Genomic DNA, 18,828 nt, shown 5'->3' with positions numbered 1-18,828 from the left:
AATTTACCGCACTATTAAGGAGAAAATACTTATGAAACTTAAAACTTTAGCGCTTTCTCTATTAGCAGCTGGCGTACTTGCCGGTTGCAGCAGCCATTCATCAAGCATGGCAAACACCCAAATGAAATCAGACAAAATCATTATTGCTCACCGTGGTGCTAGCGGTTATTTACCAGAGCATACTTTAGAATCTAAAGCTCTTGCCTTTGCACAACATGCTGATTATTTAGAGCAAGATTTAGCCATGACTAAAGATGGTCGTTTAGTGGTTATTCACGATCACTTTTTAGATGGCTTGACTGATGTAGCGAAAAAATTCCCACATCGTCACCGTAAAGATGGTCGTTACTATGTCATCGACTTTACCTTAAAAGAAATTCAAAGTTTAGAAATGACAGAAAACTTTGAAACTAAAGATGGCAAACAAGCACAAGTTTATCCTGGTCGTTTCCCACTTTGGAAATCACACTTCAGAATTCACACCTTTGAAGATGAAATTGAATTTATCCAAGGCTTAGAAAAATCGACTGGCAAAAAAGTAGGGATTTATCCAGAGATCAAGGCACCTTGGTTCCACCATCAAAATGGCAAAGATATTGCCGCTGAAACGCTCAAAGTATTGAAAAAATATGGCTATGATAAGAAAACCGATATGGTTTACTTACAAACTTTCGACTTTAATGAGTTAAAACGTATCAAAACAGAATTACTTCCAAAAATGGGCATGGATTTGAAATTAGTTCAATTAGTGGCTTATACGGATTGGAAAGAAACGCAAGAAAAAGATGCGAAAGGTAAATGGGTAAACTACGATTACGATTGGATGTTTAAACCAGGTGCAATGGCAGAAGTAGTGAAATATGCTGATGGTGTTGGTCCGGGTTGGTATATGTTAGTAGATAAAGAACAATCTAAACCAGGCAATATTGTATACACACCATTAGTAAAAGAGCTTGCTCAATACAAAGTTGAACTTCATCCATATACAGTGCGTAAAGACGCATTGCCAGAATTCTTCACAGATGTAAATCAAATGTACGATGCATTATTGAATAAATCAGGTGCAACAGGCGTATTTACTGATTTCCCAGATACTGGCGTGGAATTCTTAAAAGGGAAAAAATAATATCCCTCACAACCGTGGGTAAACATACCCACGGTTAAATAGGTTTCTATATCGTAGAAGCCAAAAGTCTACTCTAACAGAGTAACATCATAATCAATCTAGGTATTCTAACCCGCGATGTCTTAGAGGCTATGCAATCAGATTCTGGTGAACGCTTACAATATCTCCGTGTTGATGGTGATAATGAAAAACGCGAACGTCGCTACAAAGGCTGGAAAAAAGCAGTTAAACGCTCATTAGAATGGGCAAAAGAAGATGAAGAATAATTTATAATTCTCATACAAATAGCGGTCAAAACTTCTTTTATTTTGACCGCTATTTTATTCTGTATCTGTATAAAAATTATTTTCTAGAGAGAGGTGGAACAAAGGTTAAACCTAAATCCCAAGGTTGCTCAATCCAAGTATTTTGTGGAATATCAATCACGTAATCATCCACTAATTCCGCACCTGCAGGTTTTGCAAATACAGTCACAAATTTTGCATTAGGGTACATTTGACGAATCGCACGCGCTGTATTACCGGTATCAACTAAATCATCTACCACGATAAATCCTTCACCACCATTTGGCACCTGAGCGGCATGAAGAACTTGTAATTCACCTTGATTGTTATGATCGTGATAACTTGCGATACAAACAGTCTCAATATGGCGAATACCTAACTCACGAGCCAAAACAGCTGCTGGAAATAAACCACCACGGCTCACCGCAATAATACCTTTCCATTGAGAAGCTGGAAGTAAACGTTCAGATAATTTGCGGGCATGCATTTGGAACATATCCCAAGTCACCACATATTTTTCGCTCATAATTACACCTTAGAAATTTATCGATAAATAAAAATTGCGTAAGGATAACCCGAAATGGCGTTTTATGCTATTATTTCATGAAATTTTTCAGTAAAAAGGAGTGACTATGTCTGAAATTACAACACTTAAACCAGCATTACTGTGGAAATGGTTCGAGCAAATCTGTGCAATCCCTCACCCTTCTCATCATGAAGATGCGTTAGCTAACTTTATTGTAAATTGGGCGAAAGAAAAGAATTTTTTTGTTGAACGCGATGAAGTGGGGAATGTTCTCATTCGTAAACCCGCTACGAAAGGAATGGAAAATCACACGCCTGTTGTTCTACAAGCCCATCTAGATATGGTGCCTCAGGCTAATGAAGGCAACCCACATGATTTTACCAAAGATCCTATTCAACCTTATATTGACGGGGAATGGGTGAAAGCGCGAGGTACAACATTAGGATCTGATAATGGTATCGGTTTAGCCTCTACGTTAGCGGTGCTAGAAAGCAATGATTTAGCTCATCCACCTCTTGAAGTGCTTTTAACAATGACTGAAGAAACAGGGATGGATGGCGCAAAAGGTTTGCGTCATAACTGGTTACAATCGGAGATTTTAATCAATACAGATACCGAAGAAATTGGCGAAATTTATATTGGTTGTGCGGGTGGCATTAACGCAAACTTTGAAATTCCAGTTCAATATGAAACCAATACGTTTGAGCACAGCGCACAAATCACCCTTAAAGGTTTACGTGGCGGCCACTCTGGTGGCGATATCCATACAGGGCGTGCTAATGCAATCAAAGTGTTAGCACGAGTATTAGCAAAACTCTCTCAAAATGAACCGCACTTTGCTCTCTCTGAAATTCGTGGTGGCTCAATTCGTAATGCAATTCCTCGAGAAGCTGTAGCCGTATTAGCCTTTAATGGTGATGTAAAAGCCATAGAAAGTGCGGTAGAAAATCTAGCGGTTGTTCTTAAAGAAGAATTAGCAATTGCAGAACCTAATTTCACACTTTTTGTAGAATCAGCAGAAAAAGCCCCTGCCGTATTCACCGCACAAAGTACTCAAACAGTAATTAACGCACTCAACGTATTGCCAAACGGCGTAATCCGCAATAGTGATGTAGTTAAAAATGTTGTAGAAAGTTCATTAAGCGTTGGCGTATTGAAAACAGAAGGTAATGTTGTAAAAAGCACCATTTTAGTTCGTTCATTAATTGAAAGCGGTAAATATTACGTAACTGAAATGCTTAGCTCACTTGCAATCTTAGCAAATGCAAAAGTTGAGTTTTCTGCGCCGTATCCAGGCTGGCAACCAGTAAATGACTCAACTATCTTAGACGTTACTCGCAAACATTATGCTGAAGTGCTAGGCGAGCAACCTGTAGTGAAAGTCATTCACGCAGGATTAGAATGTGGTCTTCTAAAAGAACATTATCCACACATAGAAATGATTTCTATCGGGCCAACAATCCGAAATGCTCACTCACCAGATGAGAAAGTGGAAATTGCAACGGTGCAAACCTATTGGGATTTATTGACAAGAGTATTAGCGGACATTCCTGCAAAGTAATCTAGTTTTAATCGAAAAGAGCGGTCAAAATTAAAAACGGTTTGACCGCTTTTATTTTTATAAAAAATAGAAATGATAAAAATGAAATATTGAAGAAATATACAGAATTGGCGGAGGGGAATGGGAGTCGAACCCACCCAAGAACGCTGGCGTCCTCAACAGGATTTGAAATCCTGCCACCTCACCGGAGATGACGCCCCTCCGTGGTTGAAATTGCAATTACTTTAGCGTAAATTAGTCGGCAATTCAACGTTATTTTAAACGGATTCAAAAATGACCGCACTTTTTCAACAACTTCCTTCCGTTGACAAAATTCTCAAAACACCTCAAGGATTACAACTCATTACCGAATTTGGTCACACTGCAGTCGTGGCAATATGTCGAGAATTATTAACACAAGCTCGTCAATTTATTCAAAAAAATAATCAACTTCCTGAATATTTTTATAATTTTGACCGCACTTTTGTAGAAATTCATTCTCGCCTACAAAAACAAAACCAAGTACAAATCAAAGTGGTGCATAATCTGACTGGTACGGTGTTGCATACAAATCTTGGGCGGGCACTTTGGTCTGAAGCAGCACAACAGGCAGCGCTCTCTGCGATGCAGAAAAATGTCTCGCTTGAATATGATTTAGATGAAGGTAAGCGTAGTCATCGCGATAATTACATCAGTGAATTATTATGCAAACTCACTGGCGCTGAAGCAGCCTGTATAGTGAATAACAACGCCGCTGCGGTATTGTTAATGCTGGCAACCTTTGCTCAAGGTAAAGAAGTAATTATTTCTCGTGGCGAATTAATTGAAATCGGCGGTGCATTTCGTATTCCAGATATTATGGAACAAGCTGGATGCCATTTAGTGGAAGTGGGCACCACTAATCGTACCCATCTGAAAGATTATCGTAATGCTATCACTGAAAATACGGCTTTTTTAATGAAAGTGCATAGCAGCAATTATCAAATTTGTGGTTTTACCTCTTCAGTTTCAGAAGAAGAACTCACCGAACTGGGGCGAGAAATGAATGTGCCCGTAGTAACTGATTTAGGTAGCGGCGCATTAGTTGATTTAAGCCAATATGGCTTACCAAAAGAACCAACCGTGCAAGAAAAAGTCGCACAAGGTGTGGATTTGGTCTCTTTCTCTGGCGATAAATTACTTGGTGGTGTGCAAGCTGGCATTATTGTGGGTAAAAAAGAATGGATCGAACAATTACAAGCCCATCCACTCAAGCGTGCATTACGTTGCGATAAAGTCATTTTAGCAGGCTTAGAAGCCACTTTACGTTTATATTTAAATCCTGAAAAATTAACTGAAAAGTTACCAACTTTGCGCTTACTCACACAATCATTAGAACAACTCAAAATAAATGCTATGCGTCTAAAAGAGCGGTTAGAATCTCACTTAAATTCACAATTTGAGATTCAAATTGAAGCTAGCCAAGCACAAATCGGTAGTGGTTCACAACCGATGGAAAGAATCCCTTCCATAGCTGTTACGATTGCAGAAAAAACAGACGTAAAACTTTCCGCACTTTCAGCTCGTTTTAAACAACTTTCTCAACCTATTATTGGGCGAATGGAAAACGGAAAAATTTGGCTAGACTTACGTAGCCTTGCGGATATTGAAACATTATTAAATACATTGGATGAACTATGATTATTGTTACTTCAGGTCACGTTGATCACGGCAAAACAGCATTATTAAAAGCATTAACTGGCACAAGTACCGCACATTTACCAGAAGAAAAAAAACGCGGAATGACCATTGATTTGGGGTATGCCTATCTGCCTTTAGAAAACAAAGTACTTGGCTTTATTGATGTGCCGGGGCATGAAAAATTCTTGTCAAATATGCTGGCGGGTTTAGGTGGTGTGCATTATGCAATGTTAATTGTCGCTGCGGATGAAGGCGTTGCAGCGCAAACAAAAGAACATTTAGCGATATTACGCCAGCTTCAATTCCACGAAATTATTGTTGTCATCACAAAAGCAGATCGTACAAATTCAGAACAAATAGAATCGTTAATCCAAACTATTAAACAAGATTACAGTTTTTTACGCGATGCTAACTACTTCGTTACCTCAGCAGAAACAGAGCAAGGCATCAGAGAATTGCGTCATTACTTAGCAAATCTACCTGAATTAGCTGATACCCAGAAACCTTTCCGTTACGCAATAGATCGAGTATTCAGTGTAAAAGGGGCGGGTACCGTTGTGACGGGCACAGCCTTTTCAGGAACAGTGAAAGTAAACGATGAACTTTACCTTTCCACTGGACAGAAAGTTCGTGTAAAATCGATTCACGCACAAAATACATCAAGCGAACAAGGTATTGCGGGGCAACGTTTAGCGTTAAATTTAAATGCTGATTTAGACCGCACGCCAATGAAACGAGGCGATTGGTTATTACAGGATGAACCTCTCCCACCAACAGATCGCATCAGTGTACAAATTTTGGCTGAAGTACCATTAAATGAAAGCCAACCTGTGCATATTTATCACGGCGCGAGTCGCACTACGGGTAAACTCACCTTATTACAAGGAAAAAATGCCGCAAAAAATGACCGCACTTTGGCTGAAATTATATTAGATTCACCATTATTCTTGGCTTTTGGAGACAAACTTATTTTACGCAGTGGCGATACAAAAACCTTAATTGCTGGCGCACGAGTATTGGAAATAAACTCGCCAAAACGTCATAAACGAACTGAAGTGCGGTTAAATTTCCTAGCGAATTTAGCATTGGCAGAGAATGCTTCGCAACGTATTGCCCTTACCCTTCTACATAATGCGACAACAGCACGCCAATTAATGTGGGCGGAACAACTGACTTCCTTGCAATTAGATAAAGCACTCGCCGAGCGGGACGCCGTACGTTATCAAGATTGGTGTTTTAATACTAATTACGTACAAGAAAAAACACAGCAAATTTTAACCGCACTTAATACCTATCACGAGCAACATAATGATCAACTTGGTGTAAGCAAAGCCAGATTATATCGGATGGCGACATTGAATCAGCCAGAAAATCTGATACATCATTTTATCGATGAAATGCTTGATGATGGACGATTACAACAAACGCGTGGCTGGATTCATCTACCAGAGCACAAAATTCAGTTTAATACTGAAGAAAAATCACGTTGGACAGATGTATTAAATGAGTTTGAAAAAATTCAAGGTCAAGCAATTTGGGTGCGAGATATGGCAAATGCCTTGGCTATGGATGAATCCCAAATGCGTAACTTTATGTATAAAGCAGGCAAACTAGGGTATCTCACACCCATCGTAAAAGATAGATTTTTCTTAACTGAAACCATCTATGCTTATGCAAGGCTCATCAAACAAATAGCAGAAGAACAAGGTAAAGTATCCGTAAATGAAGTACGTGATAAATTGAATTTCGGGCGAAAACTTACCGTTCAACTGATGGAATATTTCGACCGAATGGGATTTTTGCGCCGCAAAGGCAATGACCATATTCTACGCGATAAGAATGTTTTTGATTTATGATTTAAAAAGGAAAAGAGTATGAAAAAAACGCTCATTGCTGCATTAATTAGTTCTGTCATATTACTCACAGGCTGCCAAGATAAAGATACTGAAGCAAAAATAAAACAACTAAATCAAACAGTAGCACAGCTCAGCGCTGAAAATACCAAATTAAAAGAACAAATAGAAAAAACAGTCCCAGCAATTTTTGTGGAAAATGATGAAATATTTAATCAATCTGAAATTATTAAACATCCTAAATCAAAAGAAGATTACCAGCCTGAAGAAACCAAAATTGAGTATTCAATTTCAACAATAAAAACCAATATTGATTGGCTTAATGATCTATTGTGGAAAAAATTGACTGAAAACGAAGAAACGAAAAATATTTCTCGCGAACAATTTGTAGCACGTTATCAAACAGCTTTTGAGGAAGACAAAAAAGAAGTAAAAGAAACACCATCTTTTGGTATTTCTCATTCCATGTGGACAGATTTTATTGCACAAAAAGAAAAACTTGCAACTTTTGCTATTAGTTTTTATGACTATGAAGGTGGTGCTCATGGGATAGAAGGTAATCGCTATTTCACAATTGATCTAACTACACGCCATATTTTGACATTAAATGATTTATTTAATGAAAAAGATTTACCGAAAGTAAAAACACTTTTATGGGAACAATATAATAATAGCAATAAGGAATATGAACCTGTTATTGAAGCCGATAGTTTTAATTTATCGAACAATATTTACTTAGATTCTAGAGGTGTACATTTTATTTATGATGTCTATGAAATCGCCCCTTACGCAGCAGGAGAGCAGGACTTATTACTCTATTTTGGGCAACTAGAAGAATTATTTAAAGCAGAATTTAAGCGAAATAACTATGTAAAATTTCTTTAAGGAAACAAACAAAAAGTGCGGTGAAAATTCACCGCACTTTTTTATTAGCGTCTTGTTTTCAAGAGTTTTTCAGTCAATTCATAAGCTCGAAGTTTTGCTAACTCTTTAGAAAGTTTCGCAACCAGTAAATCATGATCTACATCTGATGCATGAGATACAATGTTCTCTTCAGCTTTACGTTTTGCTTCGCGAATACGATCTGCATCTAATTCACTACCACGGATAGCAACATCTGCTAGTACCGTAACAATATTTGGTTGAACCTCTAAAAAACCACCGGAAACATAGATAACTTCTTCATTTCCATCTTGAAGGGTAAATTTAACAATCCCTGGCTTAATTGCGGTTAGCAATGGTGTGTGTCCAGGGAGAATGCCTAGTTCCCCCTCAACACCTGTTGCTTGGATTTGTTTTACTTCACCTTCAAAGATTTTTCGCTCTGCGCTTACTATTGTTAAATTAAATGTCGCCATTTTTGTTCTCCTTCAAATGACTTGAAGTGATTACATATTTTTGGCTTTTTCTAGCGCTTCGTCGATTGAACCTACCATATAGAACGCTTGTTCTGGGATATGGTCGTAATCACCGCTTAAAATACCTTTAAAGCCGCGAATGGTTTCTTTTAATGGAACATATTTACCCGGAGTACCGTTAAATACTTCAGCAACGAAGAACGGTTGTGATAAGAAACGTTCAATTTTACGTGCACGTGCTACCACTAATTTATCTTCTTCAGATAATTCGTCCATACCAAGAATTGCGATAATATCTTTCAATTCTTTATAACGTTGTAATATACCTTGTACACCACGAGCAATATCATAATGTTCTTGACCAACAACAAGTGGATCTAATTGGCGTGAAGTTGAATCTAATGGATCAACAGCTGGGTAGATACCTAAAGATGCAATTTGACGACTTAATACAACGGTTGAGTCTAAGTGTGCGAAAGTTGTTGCTGGAGATGGGTCAGTTAAGTCATCCGCAGGTACGTATACCGCTTGTACAGAGGTAATAGAACCTGTTTTGGTTGAAGTAATACGTTCTTGTAATACACCCATTTCTTCAGCTAAGGTTGGTTGGTAACCTACCGCTGATGGCATACGACCTAATAACGCAGATACTTCAGTACCAGCAAGGGTATAACGATAGATATTATCCACAAAGAATAATACATCACGACCTTCATCACGGAATTTTTCTGCCATGGTTAAACCAGTTAACGCAACACGTAAACGGTTACCCGGTGGCTCATTCATCTGACCATAAACCAAAGATACTTTATCTAATACGTTAGAATCTTTCATTTCATGATAGAAGTCGTTACCTTCACGAGTACGTTCACCTACACCCGCAAATACAGAGTAACCAGAGTGTTCGATCGCGATGTTACGAATTAATTCCATCATGTTTACGGTTTTACCTACACCCGCACCACCAAATAAACCAACTTTACCACCTTTAGCAAATGGACAAATTAAGTCGATAACTTTGATACCAGTTTCTAATAATTCCGTACTGTTTGATTGTTCTTCATAGCTTGGTGCAGAACGGTGGATAGCCCAACGCTCTTCTTCACCGATTGGACCTTGTTCGTCAATTGGTTCACCCAATACATTCATAATACGACCAAGGGTTCTTGTGCCTACTGGTACTTGAATCGGATCATTCGTGTTTTCTACTTTTAAACCACGTTTTAAACCGTCAGAAGCACCTAATGCGATACAACGTACCACACCGCCACCTAATTGTTGTTGCACCTCAAGTGTTAAACCTGATTCAACTTTTAATGCATCGTAAACTTTTGGCACTGCATCTTGTGGAAATTCAACGTCAATCACCGCACCGATGATTTGTACAATTTTTCCTGCTGACATTACCGTTCCTCTTTTCTTAAATCGCTGCCGCACCGGCTACGATTTCATTCAATTCATTTGTGATACTTGCTTGACGAGCTTTGTTATACACCAACCGCAGATCATTAATTAAATTACCTGCATTATCAGTTGCTGCTTTCATTGCTACCATTCGAGCCGCTTGTTCTGAAGCTAAATTATCTACAACCGCTTGATAAATTTGGGATTCTAAATAACGAACTAAAAGACTATCTAATAGTACTTTTGGTTCTGGCTCATAAAGATAATCCCAAGTCTGTTGTCTTTCATTTAAATGATCGTCTTTAGATTCTGGTAAAGGAACTAATTGTTGTACAACAGGTTTTTGCGACATCGTATTAACAAATTTATTGTATGCAATATAAACTGCATCAATTTCACCATTACGATAAGCATCAAACATTGTATTTGCGACACCAATTAATTCTTCTAGAGCGGGCGTATCGCCTAAACCAGAAAGTTGACCTTTGATATTAAATCCAAAGGAACGGAAAAAACTAATCCCTTTTGAACCTATTAAGCCCAAATCTGTAGAGATATTTTGTTCTTTCCAATTTTTGATTTGGTTAAGTGTGGTTTTGAATAAATTAACATTTAAACCACCACACATACCACGATCTGTTGAAATAACCAAGATACCGATTTTCTTCACTTCACGCTCAACTAAGAACGGATGTTTATAACCGACACTTGCTTTAGACACATGACTAATAACGTTACGGATAGTTTCAGAATACGGACGAGATGCAGCCATACGATCCTGCGTTTTACGCATTTTCGAGGTCGCCACCATTTCCATTGCCTTAGTAATTTTTTGTGTACTTTGTACACTGGCAATTTTGGTTTTTATCTCTTTTGCACCTGCCATCTTATCTCTCCGTTACTACCAAGCACTATTCGCTTTAAAACTATCTAAAATACCTTTTAATGTATCTTTGATTTCGTCATTATAGTTACCGGTTTTAGTAAGCTCTTGCATAAACTCAGCGTGATTACGGTTAGAATAATCTAACAGTGCGGTCTCAAAACTTGCAATTTTTGATAATTCCACGTTATCCAAATAACCAAATTCAACAGCAAACAATACAACCGCTTGTTCTGCAACAGATAATGGAGCAAATTGTTTTTGTTTTAATAATTCAGTTACTTTTTCACCGTGAGAAAGTTGCTTACGAGTCGCATCATCAAGATCTGATGCAAACTGTGCAAACGCTGCTAATTCACGATATTGAGCTAGCGCGGTACGAATACCACCCGCTAATTTCTTAATAACTTTAGTTTGCGCTGAACCACCAACACGAGATACCGAAATACCTGGGTTTACCGCAGGACGAATACCTGAGTTAAACAAGTTAGATTCTAAGAAGATTTGTCCATCGGTAATAGAAATTACGTTGGTTGGAACAAACGCAGATACGTCACCAGCTTGGGTTTCAATAATCGGAAGTGCGGTTAAAGAACCAGTTTTTCCTTTCACTTCACCTTTAGTGAATTTTTCTACATAATCTTCGTTTACACGAGAAGCACGTTCTAGTAAACGAGAATGTAAATAGAACACATCACCTGGATAGGCTTCACGACCTGGTGGACGACGTAATAATAATGAAATTTGACGATAAGCTACGGCTTGTTTTGATAAATCATCATAAACAATTAACGCATCTTCACCACGATCACGGAAATATTCACCCATCGCACAACCAGCATAAGGTGCTAAATATTGTAACGCTGCTGATTCTGATGCTGATGCGGCTACCACGATAGTATTTGCAAGCGCACCATGTTCTTCTAATTTGCGCACGACGTTTGCGATAGTAGAGGCTTTTTGACCAATTGCAACATAGATACATTTAATACCAGAATTACGTTGGTTAATAATAGCGTCAATTGCTAACGCTGTTTTACCAGTTTGACGGTCACCAATGATTAATTCACGTTGGCCACGACCGATTGGCACCATTGAGTCAACGGCTTTGTAACCGGTTTGAACAGGTTGATCAACAGAACGACGATCGATAACGCCTGGCGCAATCACTTCTACTGGTGAGAAACCATCATTTTCAATTTCGCCTTTACCATCGATTGGTTGACCAAGCGTATTAACTACACGACCTAATAAACCACGACCAACTGGTACTTCAAGAATACGACCTGTACATTGAACTTCCATACCTTCCGCTAAATCTGCGTAAGGTCCCATAACTACAGCACCAACAGAATCGCGTTCAAGGTTAAGTGCCATCGCATAACGATTACCAGGTAAGGCGATCATTTCACCTTGCATCACATCGCTTAAACCGTGGATGCGAATAATACCATCGCTTACAGAAACAATTGTCCCTGTATTACGCGCTTCACTGACCACGTCAAATTGAGCGATGCGTTTTTTAATCAATTCACTAATTTCAGTTGAATTTAGTTGCATCTTGTATTCCTCTTATAATTGCAACTCGTTTGCGAGACGAGTAAGTTGCCCACGGCTACTTCCGTCAATCACAAAGTCTTCAGTACGAACAATCACACCAGCAATAAGTGCGCTATCCACATTGCAATTTAATTTCACTTTGCGAGCTAATCTTTTTTCCATTGCAGCTGCAATTTTTTCGATTTGTGTTGCATTCAATGGTTGCGCAGACGTTACTTCAACTTCTGCAATAGCTTGGTGCTCCTCTACGTGATGTTTAAATTCTTCAAACACCGCAGGAATAGCACTCAAACGCTTATTTTCAGCCATTAACCGAATAAGATTTTGCCCATATTGATCCAATTGTTCGCCACAAATAGAAATTACTGTATCAGCTAATTTCTGTGCAGAAAGAGAACTACTTAAGTAAGCTTTTACCGTTTCATCTTCAGCTACGGCTGCAGCAAAACCTAACATTTCAGTCCATTTTTCGACCGCACTTTGTTCAATGGCAAAGTCAAATGCAGCTTTTGCATAAGGGCGAGCTATTGTAGTTAATTCTGACATAAGCTAAGCCTCTTATAACTCTGCAACTAATTTATTAATAATGTCATTGTTTGCCGCTTCATCAATAGAACGACCCACAATTTTCTCAGCACCAGCCACTGCCAATGAAGCCACTTTAAGACGTAATTCTTCTTGAACACGTTTACGTTCTGCTTCTACTTCTGCATAACCTTGAGCAATAATTTTTGCTTTTAGTTCTTCGGCTTCTGCCTTCACTTCGTCTAATACTTCATTGCGACGTTTATTTGCTGCATCTAAAATGTCTTGAGCTTGTACTTTTGCAGCTGAAAGTTCTTGTTCAACAAGATTTTTCGTATCTGCTTGCTCTTTTTTAGCTGCTTCAGCTGACGCTAAAGCGTTCGCAATTTGGCTTTGACGTGTTTCAATCGCATTAATAATTGGTGGCCAAACAAACTTCATGCAAAACCACACGAAAAGTGCGAATGCGATAAGTTGACCAATCAATGTTGCATTTAAATTCACAACGTCCTCCTTACTATGCTTGTTTTACGTTGATAAGCAAATAAGGTGATTAGTGTAATAAACCGATGAATGGGTTTGCAAAAATGAAAAGTAATGAAATACCAACAGCAATCATTGCAATCGCATCTAAAAGACCAGCCACGATAAACATTTTAGTTTGTAAGCTAGATGCTAATTCTGGTTGGCGAGCTGATGATTCTAAGAATTTACCACCTAGAATAGCAAAGCCAATTGCAGTACCTAATGCAGCAAATGCAAGAAGAATTGATGCACCGATGATTGTAGCTGTAATTACAGTTTCCATAATTTTCTCCAATAGAAGTTAAGTTTTAGCCCTAGAGCCGGTTAATAAAAAATGATTAATGATCTGCTTTGTTATAAGCAATACTTAAATAAACAACCGTCAACATCATAAAGATGAAAGCCTGCAAGGTAATAACCAAAATATGGAAAATAGCCCAAGCAAGATGTAACGGAATCCCTAATGCTGCAATGGCCATATTAGCGGAATACATTACAGCGATAAGAATAAAGATCAATTCCCCTGCATACATGTTACCGAATAAACGGAAAGCAAGTGAAATTGGTTTAGCCAATAAAGTCACGGTTTCAAGAATAAAGTTAACAGGAATAAACGCCCAATGATTGAATGGATGAAGCGTATATTCTTTAACTAAACCTTTGAATCCTTTAGATTTTATTGTGTAGAAAAGAATTAAAAAGAAAACACAAATGGACATACCCAAAGTTGCGCTAATATCTGCTGTCGGTACAGCACGAAGATAATGGATGCCAAATAAACCTGCAAATTGAGGTAAGAAATCAACAGGAATTAAGTCGATAGCATTCATGATGAATACCCAACAGAAAATAGTTAATGCAAGTGGCGCAATTACATTACGTGGACCATGAAAATTTTCTTTAACGATTCCATTAACCCATTCCACAACAATTTCAACTAAGCATTGCATTTTTCCTGGAACGCCAGTTGTTGCTTTTTTCCCTACTCGAGAAAAAACAAATAGGAAAATAACCGCAGCAAGAATAGAAAAGAGCAACGTATCTATATGAACATTCCAAAATCCATCCCCTGTTTTGAGAAAGGATAAATGGTGGCTAATGTATTCCGATGTTGTTTGTCCAGACATAATAAACCCTTAGTACAAGTATAAAAATCAAATTCGGCGAAGCAAAAATGGAACTAAATTATTCAACATTAATGCAATAAAAAAACCACTAAAAAAAATAATAAAATTTGTAACCGAAAAGTATTTAAATGAAATACTTATAAAAATAATGGTTAAAACAAATTTTATTGCTTCTCCTTTATAAAGTGCGGTCAATTTTGTGGCTAAATGTTGTTTTCTATAAAAAACCACATACACAAAAACACCGAAAGGAATTAATGCCGAAAGAAATCCGAATAAAAAATCAAGCGCACTTTTCATTTGCCATAAAGCAAAAAAACAAGCCAATAGCAGCATAATGACTATTTCAATAAAAATAGCTTTTTGATACTGAACTTTCGCTTGTTGTACAATTCTCGACATTTTTAAAACCTTAAAACGTCCTAATTATACATTTGATCAAATTAGATTCAACTTAAAAAGCACTGAAAAACGTTAACTAAATCACACTTTTAGAAAATTTTTTACAAAATTGTAACTATTTAACGCAAAACGATTAAATGTCGTTCACCTATAAGTTCTGGAACATGTAATTCAATCACTTCTTGAATAGTATATTTTTCATTCAATTCATTAATTTCATCTTCCTGATAAATACCTTTTAATGCATAAAAATATCCATTTTCTTTTGGTAAATGATGACACCAATCTGTCATATCTTTTAACGAAGCAAAAGCACGGCTTAATACACCATCGAATTTTTGTTCAGGTTGGTATTCTTCTACTCGACTTAAAACAGGGGTCACATTAGTTAGTCCAAGCTCACGTATAGCATTTCGAATAAAACTAATGCGCTTACCTAAACTATCAAGGAGGACAAATTGTTTGGAAGGATTTATAATTGCCAAAGGTAAACCAGGCAAGCCAGGGCCAGTACCAACATCAATAAAACGATCACCCTGTAAACAAGGACTTACTACAAGACTATCTAAAATATGTTTGACTAACATTTCTTGTGGATCACGAACTGACGTCAAATTATAAGCTTTATTCCATTTATTAAGTAAATTGACCAGATCAATCAACTGCTGAATTTGTTGATCACTTATTTTTATATTTGCTTGCGCAAGTAAACTGACTAATTTGGCTTTCATATTTATTATCTCTCTGGAAAATTGCGCTATTTTACTTAAAAGTGCGGTAGATTTCCTTAATGTTTTTTTGTTGCAGCCAAAATTCCTGTCAAATTTGTTTCTAACCAGTCCACTAACTCAAACATCTTATTAGATGCTTCTGTCCCAAATTCTGTTAATGTGTAATCCACTTGCGGTGGCACGGTATTATAAGATTTACGGATTAGCATCCCATCGGCTTCCAATTCCTGCAGAGTTTTTGTCAACATGCGTTCACTTACGCCATCAATCGCACGGCGAAGTTCACTAAAACGCTTGGTACCGGAATGTAAACTTACTAATACCAATACTCCCCAGCGGCTTGTTAAATGCTGCAAAATTTGGCGAGATGGACAAGCTGAAGCTAATACATTGCCCCGATCAAAAATTTTTTCCATTTTTAATTCCTTATAAATCAATTAATTAAAAAATATTTTTAACTTTTTCCAAAACTTACATTTTTGTAAGTACTTCATAAAAGTAAGTTTTAAAATATAATACGCCACATCAAGCTAACAATCAAATGTCATTGCGCTTGTACGCTCTCCAGAAAAAATTTCAGGTGCAACAGCCCGAAAATTTGATTATTCAAAAACAGAAGGACAAGTAGAAGCATTACAAGACGTGGATACATTAATTTTAGTATCAAGTAGTGAGGTGGGACAGCGTATTAAACAACATAAAAATGTGATTAAAGCAGCAAAAAAAGCAGGTGTTAAACACATTATTTACACCAGTTTACTTGGTTCCTCCAACGACAATACCCTCAAATCCCTCGCAGGTGAACACCTTGCAACCGAAGATACATTAAAAACTTCAGGTATAACTTATACTATTTTACGTAATGGTTGGTATACAGAAAACTACACTGAATAAGTTCCAACTGCATTAGCAAACAATGCTTTCTACGGTTCGGCAAAAACAGGCAAAATTTCATCCGCACTTCGTGCAGAACTTGCGGAAGCAGCAGTCAATGTCGCGTTAGGTGAAGGCCGTGAAAATCAAACTTACGAACTCGCTGGTTCAACCAGCTGGACATTAGCTGATCTTGCCGCAGAAATCAGTAAACAAACAGGTGAAGAAATCCCTTACGTGGATATTCCTGCAGCAGATTATGCCGCAGCACTTGTGCAAGCAGGATTAGATGAAGGCTTTGCAGGCTTAATTGCACAATGGGATGTGGATGCGTCAAACGGTGCATTATTCTCAGAAGACAAAACCCTTGAGAAATTGCTAGGTCGCCCAACAGCAGGATTGGATGTTGCAGTAAAACAAGCTTTATCCCACTAAATAACATTAGATTAAAACAAGGTGCGGTTATTATCGCACCTTTTTAAATGGTATTTATGTATTAATTTATTGCAGCTATTTATTCTTTATGTGCATAATGTGTTTGATTAAATTAATACTAGATTAAATAAAAATGAATAATAAAAAATTTAAATTAACTAGGGAAGATAATGGTGAGGATATAGGATTTGCTATATCTTGTATGTATTCTCAAGCTATTACTCTAGATGAATTTAAATCCTGGATTGACTATGTCATTTTAAATAGCAAAGTTGAAGATTTACCATCATACATCTGAGAAATTGTTGATTGGGATAGTAAATACAACATTTATAAATATATAGTTTTCACACCTTGTGGAATTGAAGGGCATTTATCTGATGCATTGACGGGTATTGCCATAAAAAGAAATATGGATATATTTGAGCCAATTTCTAAAAAGAAAGCATTAAATGCATTAAGAAAAAATCCTAACTTAGTCAAGAAATTTAAAGATTCCTTTCCATTTATAAAATTTAATTTGTAAACCGCACTTTTACTTTTTACGCTTCGCTCTTGGATGAGCCTGATCGTACACTTCCGCCAGATGTTGAAAATTTAAGTGAGTATAAATTTGTGTAGTGGAAAGGTTGCTATGTCCAAGCAATTCTTGCACGGCGCGTAAATCAGAACTGGCTTCCAACATATGCGTCGCAAAGGAATGGCGCAATTTATGCGGATTAAGATGGCTATTTAAGCCTTGACGAATGCCCCAAGTTTCCAAGCGTTTTTGAATAGCTCGATGAGAAATACGATTTCCAAGTTGGCTAACAAATAACGCCTCATCTTTTGGGTTAAATAATGCCCGCACTTTTAACCATTCCTGAATGGCATGCGAAGCATAACGCCCAAACGGCACTACTCGCTCTTTGTTACCTTTCCCGATAACACGCACTTCCCGCACACGGGTATTAATGCTGTTTAAATCTAAGCCTTGTAATTCAGATAAACGTAAACCTGAACTATACATTAATTCCAAAATAGCACGATCACGAATATCAATCGGCTCTTTGCTATCGTTGGCAAGCAACTGTTGAACTTGCTCGCCATCCATATTTTTCGGTAAATGCTTGCCTTGTTTTGGTGCAGAAATGCCTGTGGCGGGATTTACTTTCAATTCGCCTTGTTGCACCAAAAAACTGAGAAATCGACGCAGTGCGGATAAACGCAAAGCCAAGCTTTTTTCTTTTAAGCCTTGTTTTTTGCTTTCCGCCAAAATAAACCGCACCACGCTGGGTGTTATTTGCGCCCAAGCGTGAATATCTTGTTGCGCTAAGATTTTGATGATGGCATCGAGTTGATGTTGATAATTGGTGAGCGTGTGCGGACTCATTTGGCGTTCAATCCGCAAATAATCCCAATAACGATTTAACACTGTTAGCATTACAAACTCAATTCAAATAAACGTTCTTTCGGGTTTAATTTAAACCCTTCCGATTCCAACATTGAGTATTGATTTTGCGCTAATTCCGCGACTAAACGATTAGATTGCGTGAAATACACAAAGTCTTTTGCTTTAGAAATCAGCGCCGCATAAATTTCTGTTTGTTGAGCATGTTCCAACACAAAAATATCGGTGATTTGCCAATAGCGTTGTAATTGTAAAGAAGAAAGGCGAGGGAAAAGCTGCACAAAGCCAATAGCCTTTTCATTTTCGTCCACCGCAATAAAAAACAGGCTTTCATTAAAACGCATGCGATTAGTTAAAAAAGCCAAGGTGCGTTCTGGATTCTCTGCTTGTCCATAGGCTTGGCGATAGGCTTCAAAAAGAGGAAGAAGCACGTCAATATTCCATTGTTCAGCTTTGAAAAGTTTCATAATTGGTTATTTTTTATTGGTTCCATACAGGTAATTGTAGCTTTTTAGCACAAGATAATCATCTTTCTATGAGAATTTTTTTAATTTTATGATCTTCTGCAAAGAATCGTGGCGAAATTTTGGTATAGTAAGCAAGTTA

Annotated in this window: 20 protein-coding genes, 1 tRNA gene and 1 pseudogene; 7 read left to right on the top strand and 15 right to left on the bottom strand. The window is 37.6% G+C overall.

Going from position 1 to position 18,828, the window contains the following annotated elements; translation table 11 throughout:
• Positions 1-31: 31 nt before the first annotated feature.
• Positions 32-1,126: a glycerophosphodiester phosphodiesterase gene (glpQ, locus tag DV427_RS03595; protein WP_005626929.1), complete on the top strand. Its 1,095-nt coding sequence runs from the start codon at positions 32-34 to the stop codon at positions 1,124-1,126.
• Positions 1,127-1,257: 131 nt separating this feature from the next.
• Positions 1,258-1,392, top strand: a complete 135-nt coding sequence (locus tag DV427_RS09590) for a hypothetical protein (RefSeq protein WP_275895597.1) — start codon at positions 1,258-1,260, stop codon at positions 1,390-1,392.
• Positions 1,393-1,468: 76 nt separating this feature from the next.
• On the opposite strand, the gene gpt is transcribed toward DV427_RS09590, so the two are convergent.
• The gene (gene gpt, locus DV427_RS03590; RefSeq protein WP_046943032.1) at positions 1,469-1,936 is read right to left on the bottom strand and encodes a xanthine phosphoribosyltransferase; all 468 of its coding nucleotides are present in this window, start codon (positions 1,934-1,936) and stop codon (positions 1,469-1,471) included.
• A gap of 106 nt (positions 1,937-2,042) precedes the next feature.
• Here gpt and pepD point away from each other — a divergent pair, with 106 nt between their 5' ends.
• Positions 2,043-3,497: an aminoacyl-histidine dipeptidase gene (gene pepD / locus DV427_RS03585; protein ID WP_114891324.1), complete on the top strand. Its 1,455-nt coding sequence runs from the start codon at positions 2,043-2,045 to the stop codon at positions 3,495-3,497.
• A gap of 108 nt (positions 3,498-3,605) precedes the next feature.
• On the opposite strand, the gene DV427_RS03580 is transcribed toward pepD, so the two are convergent.
• Positions 3,606-3,700, bottom strand: a tRNA-Sec gene (locus DV427_RS03580).
• Positions 3,701-3,770: 70 nt separating this feature from the next.
• Between DV427_RS03580 and selA the strand changes: the two genes are divergently transcribed.
• From selA to DV427_RS03565, 3 genes are read left to right on the top strand one after another with little or no spacing between them, the layout of a single operon-like run.
• A complete protein-coding gene (gene selA, locus DV427_RS03575) occupies positions 3,771-5,156 on the top strand; it encodes an L-seryl-tRNA(Sec) selenium transferase (protein ID WP_114891323.1) in 1,386 nt (461 codons plus the stop codon).
• Complete coding sequence (gene selB, locus DV427_RS03570) at positions 5,153-7,012, top strand: selenocysteine-specific translation elongation factor (RefSeq protein ID WP_114891322.1); 1,860 nt, start codon at positions 5,153-5,155, stop codon at positions 7,010-7,012. The genes selA and selB overlap by 4 nt, the downstream gene beginning before the upstream one ends.
• 18 nt (positions 7,013-7,030) lie before the next feature.
• Positions 7,031-7,894 carry a DUF3298 domain-containing protein gene (locus DV427_RS03565; RefSeq protein ID WP_114891321.1) on the top strand — a complete coding sequence of 288 codons (864 nt, stop codon included), beginning with the start codon at positions 7,031-7,033 and terminating at the stop codon, positions 7,892-7,894.
• 44 nt (positions 7,895-7,938) lie between these two features.
• Here DV427_RS03565 and DV427_RS03560 read toward each other — a convergent pair whose 3' ends face one another.
• The 11 genes from DV427_RS03560 to DV427_RS03510 all read right to left on the bottom strand — a co-directional run bounded on the left by DV427_RS03560 (position 7,939) and on the right by DV427_RS03510 (position 15,940).
• The gene (locus DV427_RS03560; RefSeq protein WP_005629232.1) at positions 7,939-8,367 is read right to left on the bottom strand and encodes a F0F1 ATP synthase subunit epsilon; all 429 of its coding nucleotides are present in this window, start codon (positions 8,365-8,367) and stop codon (positions 7,939-7,941) included.
• A 30-nt stretch (positions 8,368-8,397) separates the two neighbouring features.
• Positions 8,398-9,771 carry a F0F1 ATP synthase subunit beta gene (gene atpD, locus DV427_RS03555; protein WP_114891320.1) on the bottom strand — a complete coding sequence of 458 codons (1,374 nt, stop codon included), beginning with the start codon at positions 9,769-9,771 and terminating at the stop codon, positions 8,398-8,400.
• Positions 9,772-9,787: 16 nt separating this feature from the next.
• Complete coding sequence (gene atpG / locus DV427_RS03550) at positions 9,788-10,657, bottom strand: F0F1 ATP synthase subunit gamma (protein ID WP_005632226.1); 870 nt, start codon at positions 10,655-10,657, stop codon at positions 9,788-9,790.
• 15 nt (positions 10,658-10,672) lie between these two features.
• Positions 10,673-12,214: a F0F1 ATP synthase subunit alpha gene (gene atpA / locus DV427_RS03545; RefSeq protein ID WP_114891319.1), complete on the bottom strand. Its 1,542-nt coding sequence runs from the start codon at positions 12,212-12,214 to the stop codon at positions 10,673-10,675.
• Positions 12,215-12,226: 12 nt separating this feature from the next.
• A complete protein-coding gene (gene atpH, locus DV427_RS03540) occupies positions 12,227-12,760 on the bottom strand; it encodes a F0F1 ATP synthase subunit delta (protein WP_114891318.1) in 534 nt (177 codons plus the stop codon).
• A 12-nt stretch (positions 12,761-12,772) separates the two neighbouring features.
• Positions 12,773-13,243, bottom strand: a complete 471-nt coding sequence (gene atpF / locus DV427_RS03535; protein ID WP_114891317.1) for a F0F1 ATP synthase subunit B — start codon at positions 13,241-13,243, stop codon at positions 12,773-12,775.
• A 49-nt stretch (positions 13,244-13,292) separates the two neighbouring features.
• The gene (atpE, locus tag DV427_RS03530) at positions 13,293-13,547 is read right to left on the bottom strand and encodes a F0F1 ATP synthase subunit C (RefSeq protein ID WP_005629249.1); all 255 of its coding nucleotides are present in this window, start codon (positions 13,545-13,547) and stop codon (positions 13,293-13,295) included.
• A 55-nt stretch (positions 13,548-13,602) separates the two neighbouring features.
• On the bottom strand, positions 13,603-14,391 hold the full coding sequence (atpB, locus tag DV427_RS03525; RefSeq protein WP_114891316.1) for a F0F1 ATP synthase subunit A: 789 nt from the start codon (positions 14,389-14,391) through the stop codon (positions 13,603-13,605).
• 27 nt (positions 14,392-14,418) lie between these two features.
• Positions 14,419-14,793: an ATP synthase subunit I gene (locus DV427_RS03520; RefSeq protein WP_105876746.1), complete on the bottom strand. Its 375-nt coding sequence runs from the start codon at positions 14,791-14,793 to the stop codon at positions 14,419-14,421.
• Between the two features lie 119 nt (positions 14,794-14,912).
• Positions 14,913-15,524 carry a 16S rRNA (guanine(527)-N(7))-methyltransferase RsmG gene (rsmG, locus tag DV427_RS03515; RefSeq protein WP_114891315.1) on the bottom strand — a complete coding sequence of 204 codons (612 nt, stop codon included), beginning with the start codon at positions 15,522-15,524 and terminating at the stop codon, positions 14,913-14,915.
• Positions 15,525-15,580: 56 nt separating this feature from the next.
• On the bottom strand, positions 15,581-15,940 hold the full coding sequence (locus DV427_RS03510; RefSeq protein WP_065249256.1) for a winged helix-turn-helix transcriptional regulator: 360 nt from the start codon (positions 15,938-15,940) through the stop codon (positions 15,581-15,583).
• A 121-nt stretch (positions 15,941-16,061) separates the two neighbouring features.
• Here DV427_RS03510 and DV427_RS03505 point away from each other — a divergent pair.
• Positions 16,062-16,832, top strand: a pseudogene (locus DV427_RS03505) (SDR family oxidoreductase); the annotation flags it as partial.
• Positions 16,833-17,367: 535 nt separating this feature from the next.
• Here DV427_RS03505 and xerC read toward each other — a convergent pair.
• On the bottom strand, positions 17,368-18,255 hold the full coding sequence (gene xerC, locus DV427_RS03500; RefSeq protein ID WP_114891314.1) for a tyrosine recombinase XerC: 888 nt from the start codon (positions 18,253-18,255) through the stop codon (positions 17,368-17,370).
• On the bottom strand, positions 18,255-18,689 hold the full coding sequence (locus DV427_RS03495) for a GNAT family N-acetyltransferase (RefSeq protein ID WP_048953353.1): 435 nt from the start codon (positions 18,687-18,689) through the stop codon (positions 18,255-18,257). The genes xerC and DV427_RS03495 overlap by 1 nt, the downstream gene beginning before the upstream one ends.
• Positions 18,690-18,828: the final 139 nt, after the last annotated feature.

The organism is Haemophilus haemolyticus (assembly GCF_003351405.1).
In the GTDB taxonomy this organism is placed as follows: Bacteria; Pseudomonadota; Gammaproteobacteria; order Enterobacterales; family Pasteurellaceae; genus Haemophilus; species Haemophilus haemolyticus_N.
This window is presented reverse-complemented; position numbering and strand designations above follow the sequence as displayed.